The organism is Bacteroidales bacterium, from assembly GCA_018334875.1.
In the GTDB taxonomy this organism is placed as follows: domain Bacteria; phylum Bacteroidota; class Bacteroidia; order Bacteroidales; family UBA12077; genus JAGXLC01.
Window position 1 is genome coordinate 1 of the sequence record JAGXLC010000218.1, and the last position, 6882, is coordinate 6882.

The window sequence follows — 6882 nt, forward strand, 5'->3', positions numbered from 1 at the left end:
GGGAATGCCGGACAGGATACCAGCTATATTGTATACGGATTGCAGCCCAATACCGCCTACTACTGGAGCGTGCAGGCGGTGGACAATTGCTTTGAGGGTTCGTCCTTTGCTCAGGAAAGGAGCTTTAACACTTCCGCTGAGCCCCAGCCGGAGGTTATCTATGTTGATATGGATGCTTTAGGCAATAACGACGGTACCTCCTGGGCCGATGCCTTCAACGACCTCCAGGATGCCCTTCATATAGCTGACTTCGGAGATTCTATATGGGTGGCCGAAGGTGCCTATTATCCGTCTGAAATATTGGATCTGGATAATATCAATGCTCCGGACCCCAGAGAGGCAACTTTCTTAATCCCCTCCGGTGTAAAAGTATATGGGGGATTTGAAGGGACAGAGTCCCGTCTTTACGAGCGGGATCCTAAAGCAAATGAAACCCTTCTCAGCGGAGACATCGGAGTACAAGGGGACGCCTCGGACAATACCTATCACGTGGTTTGCTTTATCAATACTGGTAAGGAAACGATACTGGACGGTTTTACCATTACGTACGGAAATTCGGCTGAACATACCGATGAAGGAGAATGGATCAATGAGTGTGGAGCAGGAATTTTCAATGAATGCACGGAAGCGGGTCATTTCAGTAACCCTGCTATTGTGAATTGCATGATTGAAAACAACAGCGCCCACAATGGAGGAGGAATGTATAATGTAGCATATTCCGGGGGAGAAAGCAGCCCGGTACTTACCAACTGCATTATACGTGGCAATGTTTCCGACCACATAGCAGGAGGTATCTATTTCAGAAGTCTTCGGGACGGCATATGCGAGCCCATCCTGACCAATTGCCTCATCAGTGGTAACAGGAGCCAAATATATGGCGGCGGATTGCACTTTTTAGGGAATGAGTCAGAAGTTCGGCAACCCATTCTGAAAAACTGTACTTTCAGTGGCAATTATACAGCTATGTTTGGTGGAGGGTTGGCAGCCAGCCACATGGATCCCATTTTGGTTAACTGCATTTTATGGAATAATCGAGCCAGGGAAAAAGGCGATGAAGGATACTTCAATTTTTCTTCACCTGTAATTATCTATTGCAATATTAAGGATGGATTGGATGGAATTGAAACCATTGCGAGCAATATTACCTACCAAAACAATCTGGAAAGCGACCCGCTGTTGGTTTCCGTCGTGGATCCTGAAGAAGCCCCGACAACCAGTGGAGACTTGCACCTGCTCATCGGTTCTCCTTGCATCGATGCGGGACTAAACGATTCGGTCACCGTAGATATAGATCTGGATGGCAACAACCGGATACAAAATGGTACGGTCGATATGGGCGCCTATGAGAGGCCCGTCTCTCAAGGCATCATCTATGTGGACCAGAATGCTTCAGGATACAACGACGGTACATCCTGGGAAGATGCTTTTAACAATTTACAGGATGCCCTTCATATAGCTGATTTCGGAGATTCCATATGGGTGGCTGCAAGTTATTACTACCCGGACAGGGGAAGCCACGTTGATAGAGACGACAGGAATGCGAGCTTTGTCATTCCGGACGGTGTGAAACTTTACGGAGGCTTTGATGGTACGGAAATTGTCCTGAAAGAAAGAGACTGGAAAAACAACGAAACCTTCCTCACCGGCAATATAGGCAAGGAAAAAGACCATTCGGACAATGCCCGCCATGTAGTGAGGTTCATCAATACAGGGGATCAGACACTGCTGGATGGATTCATTATCATTCACGGGAATAGCGAAAAGGAAGACGGGGGAGCGGGAACGGAATGGCCTGACCAAAACCCCGATCTTTTTGGAGCCGGGATTTTTATAGAAACGACCGAATGGAATTCTGTTTCTAACCCGAAAATCCATCATTGTATCATTAAAAATAATAAAGCCTATATGGGAGCTGGCTTATGCATCTGGTCCTGTTATTTGAGTGTTAATAAGCCTGAGTTGCTGAATTGCAAAATACAGGGTAATAAAGCGTATGATGGAGGTGGTGGTCTTTACATTGCAAGCGAGGGAACAAGCTGCCCTGTTTTAGTCAATTGTCTCATCAGTGGCAACGAAGCAGAATACTCCGGTGGTGGAATTGACTTTTTCACGTCAACAAACAATGCACAGACCGAGGAAAACACCATCCTGAAAAATTGTACTTTCAGTGGTAACTCAGCAGAATGGGGAGGGGCAGTAAGAATGACAAACATGGGACCGGTATTTGTCAACTCTATTCTTTGGAATAACCTGGCAGGGAATTCGGGCAATGAGGTGCATCTTCATGATGCAACTCCCACTTTTACACATTGTGATATACAGGGGGGAGCTGAAGCTTTCGGACGTGGAGGAAGCAATTCCATCGTTTATCATGAGATTCTGGATGAAGACCCCCACTTTGCAACAGCAATCAATCCGGAAGACGCTCCTACGTTGGAAGGTGATTTCCACATTGAGGAAATATCGCCTTGTATCAATACAGGCCTGAACGATTCGGTGACGGTAGCCGTCGATCTTGACGGTGAACCCCGAATTAAGAACGATACGGTGGATATAGGGGCTTATGAAACGGAAAAACCGGAAGATGTGCCGGATCATATTTCTTCGGCCATACAAAACGAGCTAAAGGTATATCCCAACCCGACCAATGGCTTGCTTAAGATTGAACTGAGTGAAAACAGCAGAATTGATATGCTGAAAGTGACTACTATAAGCGGAATGGAATTAATCAGCAGAAGAGTCAATGAAAACACCTTCTTACTGGATCTTTCATCCTGTCCCGGTGGCGTCTATCTGATCAGGGCCATCGGTGGCGGGGATGCGGCCACCCTGCGTGTCATCAAGTATTAAAGGAAACTGAGAAGTTTAATTTGAAATGGGATTGCCTTTAAAAATGTTTATAAAAGAAAGTGTTTATTTTAATAAATAAAATTGACTTTTATGATATTATGTCGTAACTTACCCGGCATATAAAAACAGCAAAACCATGAAATCATTTATTGTATTATTCACTATGCTGTGTATTCACTTGACTTCAGGTAATCTTTATGCCCAGGAGTTTGAGGATTTTGTCAAGAAATACACCGGTGCCAATGGAGAAGGCTATATGCAACCATTGGCGGATGCTTTTGGTGCCAACCTGAACAGCGGATGGTACCATAGTGCTTACATTGCAAAGCCGGGCTTTCAGCTTTACATTGGAGTTTCTACAATGGCGGCTCCAATTCCGGCCAATAACAAAACTTTTACGGCCACAACCCAGGGTTATTTTACTCCGGAACAGACAGCCAAAGTTCCAACGGTTTTTGGAAATACTGAACCGGTTAGTGTTGAAGGGGACGGAGGTACAGCTTATGTCTTTCCCGGCGGTCTGGATCTGAAAAATCTGCCGATGGCTGTGCCCAATCTCACCGTTGGTTCATTATTGGGCACCAATGTTTCTCTTCGCTGGGCAGCCTATGATTTGGGTGAAGATGTAGGCAAAGTGGAGCTCTTGGGTTGGGGGATGAGCCACAGCCTCGATCAGTATCTTCCGATTGCACCCATAAACATGGCAGTAGGGTTTTACACCCAACAGTTTACTTTGGGAGACATAGTGGATGCCAATAGCTGGCTTGCCAACCTTCAGGCCAGTTACCAGTTGTCTTTCATAACGCTTTACGGTGGATTGGGTTATGAGAACTCCAATCTGGACATCAATTACACCTATGAGGAGGACAATTCGGAAATTGCCTTTGATTTGCAGGGGAACAATAAAATGAGAGGTACACTTGGCCTTACACTGAATCTGGGTCCTCTAAAACTGAATGGTGACTATAGTATGGCCACACAAAGCATTTTTACCGTCGGCTTAGGCCTTGGATTTAATGAAATTGTTAAAGACAGGAGATAAATAAATGAAAACTATTATTATAGCGCTGCTTATTGGTATGGGTTTCTTGTGGGGGTGTGAGACCAGGACCTACACCTTTGTAAGCACCATTTCCAAAGATCTGGTATATACAATAGATCAGAAGGGAACATTTTCCGAGAGTTATACCTTGTATGCGGATGATTTTAATGAGGATCTTGATTTACCGGAGGATGCGATAATCAGAGGTGTTAATATAGAATCCTTTGCCATAAAGGCCGAACCACAGACGGGAAATGAAGCTTCATCCGTTAAAATGAACGTTTATGCAGGAGAAGAACCCGATCCTTTTGCTGAAGATGTTATCTTGCCTGTTGATATATCCTTTCAGGCCATGCCCAATCTGATTTCTTCTGCAGTGAGTGAGCTTAAGGATGAACTGGAGGGTTTTGTTAAAGACAGCAATCCACCATCCATTGCTTTTCGGATTGGAGGGGACTCGGAGCCTGCAGGCGAGCGGATCTTTGTGGTTATTCGGATAAAAGCAACCATAACGGTAGCTTATGATATGGAAAGTGATATTGGATTGTAAAGTGTTAATTGGCAACTTATTTCATCAGTTTCTGCGTTACTTCCTTAACCCGAATTATTCACAAATAATTAATTCTTGTTCAAGTTTATTAAAATTCTGTAATACAACATAATATAACTGCAAAACTTAAGCAATTAAGATCAATCCCCATTGAACCCGCATATTAATCATTTTCTTGTAGCAAAACTCAGTGGATGCGGGTTTCTGACGCTATTGAAAAACCTGGCTTTTTGCTTCATTACTTTTCGCAAAAAGCCGGTTTTTCTAATGCGGGGTAACCTTGCTCCGCCGAAGCTTCGCGAAGGCGAGCCTGGATCCTTTACGCAAACCATCGCGCATTCATAAACTTCACTCCATTCGTTTATGAATGATCCAGGTTAAAACGGGCATCTTATCAATGGATGCCCGTGGTTGTATTTATGTTTAATCTCTGATGATCAGATAATCTTTTCTGCTTTTGAAAGATCCCAAACAATTTCATTATTTTTGATGGAAGAACAAGGTGATTGAAACAATTACCACAACATTCCCTGCTTATGAAAAATATTATTATCGTTTTTGCCTTATTTTTATTCATCAATCAGGCGTTTTCCCAGGATTATTTTAATAAGGATCAGGATCAATTGATTCTGGATAACGGATTAATTCAACGAGGGATAACCTTCAGCCACGACAGCCTTTATTCTTCAAGCTTTATCTTAAAGAAGGATAATACCGGCTTCATTGGTAAAAGCAAAGATTTTTCCTTTCTGGTCAACGGGAAAGAGCTCAATGGATACAGTGGCTGGGAACTTACAGATACCCGTGCAATAGAAGATACCACGGGCGGTAATGGCATGAAGATCATTCTTCGACAAAGTGGGAATAATCCAAAGGTGAAGGTTGAGCTGAATTATATGCTTTACCCGGATTTGCCTTTGATCAGGAAATGGATTGAGGTCAAAAACATCAGTTCCGAGGATATTAATCTGGAAGCCATGACCATGGAAACGCTCAACACCAATCTTCACCACGTTCATTCGGTGGTTCGGCACAATTATGCCAGGATGAAGGATCTGGGCCGGTTTGTTGGCAACTGGTACGATCCCCTTGCGGTGGTTCACCATATCCCGGGCAGAAGGGGCATGGCGTTGGGCAACGAAACGGTCGGCGTACTCAAGCGAACCGCTTACCATACGGAAGGCAACAATATTGAAATTGGCCTTACACGGGAAGGTCAGCATTTTCCTTTCAGAAAGTGGCTGGAGCCTGGTGATTCCTGGCAAAGCCCCAAATCTTTTATCTGTTTATACACCAACAGAGATGACAGCTATGAAGTTGTGGAAGAGGAGGTGAATGCGTTCATCGTGAAACATATGAGGCCGCAGGTCATTGAGAAAAAGACCAAGCCGGTTTTTGTTTACAACACCTGGAATCCGTTCCGCACATTTGTGAACGATACCCTGATCCGGGAAGTAGCCAAAGCAGCTGCTGAGTGCGGTGTTGAAGAATTTATCATCGATGACGGCTGGCAGGTGAATGCCCACAGAAAATCCTCGGAACAAGGCTGGGGAAGCAATTACGGCGACTGGCTGGTGGACACCAACAAGTTTCAGGGAGGATTGGAACCCACCTTTGATTACATCAAGTCGCTCGGCATGAAACCTGGTTTGTGGATGTCCGTGGCTTCTGCCACGGAAGATTCCAGGGTTTTCCAGGAGCACCCGGAATGGTTTGTCAAGGGACCTGATGGTGAGTACGGGAATCTCCACAGCGGGAGTGAAGGATTTTATACCGCTTCTTTCGGTACTGACTGGTATGACTATATCAAAGGCAAGATCCTTCATTTGGTAAATGAATACGGTCTGCGGTATGCCAAGCTGGATTTCGCAGTGGTTGCCAGTGCCTATGTAAACAATGACAGCATTTCCGGCTCCTATGCCACCGATCACCCATACTACAGGGATCATCATGAATCCTTCATCGTTCATTATGAAAGGTTGCTCCAGTTATTTGATGAACTTCACGAGGAAGCGCCGGAGCTCTTTATTGATTGCACCTTTGAAACGGCCGGCAAGCTGCAGTTGATGGATTATGCCTTTGCCAAACATGCTGAAGGCAACTGGCTTTCAAACTTTGAATCAAATTCCCCTGTAGGTCCGCTCAGGGTAAGGCAAATGGCCTGGTGGCGTGCTCCTGCCCTGCCGGCCAGCTCATTGGTGATAGGCAACCTACCACTTAATGATCCCAACGTGGAATTTTGTCTGAAATCGCTGATCGGAACCCTGCCCATCATGTTGGGTGATCCCAGAAAAGTACCGGAAAAAAAACGGGGAATGCTGCATGCCTGGGCAGACTGGATGCGGGATATGCAGGAAAAGTACAATTACATGGCCTACAGGAAGGATTTAAAAGGTTTTGGGGAGCCCAGGGAAGGTCATTGGGACGGTTGGCAAAGACT

4 protein-coding genes are annotated in these 6882 nt (G+C 45.0%); all 4 read left to right on the forward strand.

Going from position 1 to position 6882, the window contains the following annotated elements:
- Positions 1-2850 (forward strand): T9SS type A sorting domain-containing protein (locus KGY70_14720; protein MBS3776446.1); only part of this gene is annotated, 2850 nt, incomplete at its 5' end.
- A 136-nt stretch (positions 2851-2986) separates the two neighbouring features.
- The gene (locus KGY70_14725; GenBank protein MBS3776447.1) at positions 2987-3892 is read left to right on the forward strand and encodes a hypothetical protein; all 906 of its coding nucleotides are present in this window, start codon (positions 2987-2989) and stop codon (positions 3890-3892) included.
- A gap of 4 nt (positions 3893-3896) precedes the next feature.
- Positions 3897-4442, forward strand: coding sequence for a hypothetical protein (locus KGY70_14730; GenBank protein ID MBS3776448.1), 546 nt, complete (start codon positions 3897-3899; stop codon positions 4440-4442).
- Positions 4443-4978: 536 nt separating this feature from the next.
- Positions 4979-6882: alpha-galactosidase (locus KGY70_14735; protein MBS3776449.1), on the forward strand; the 1904-nt coding region annotated here is incomplete at its 3' end.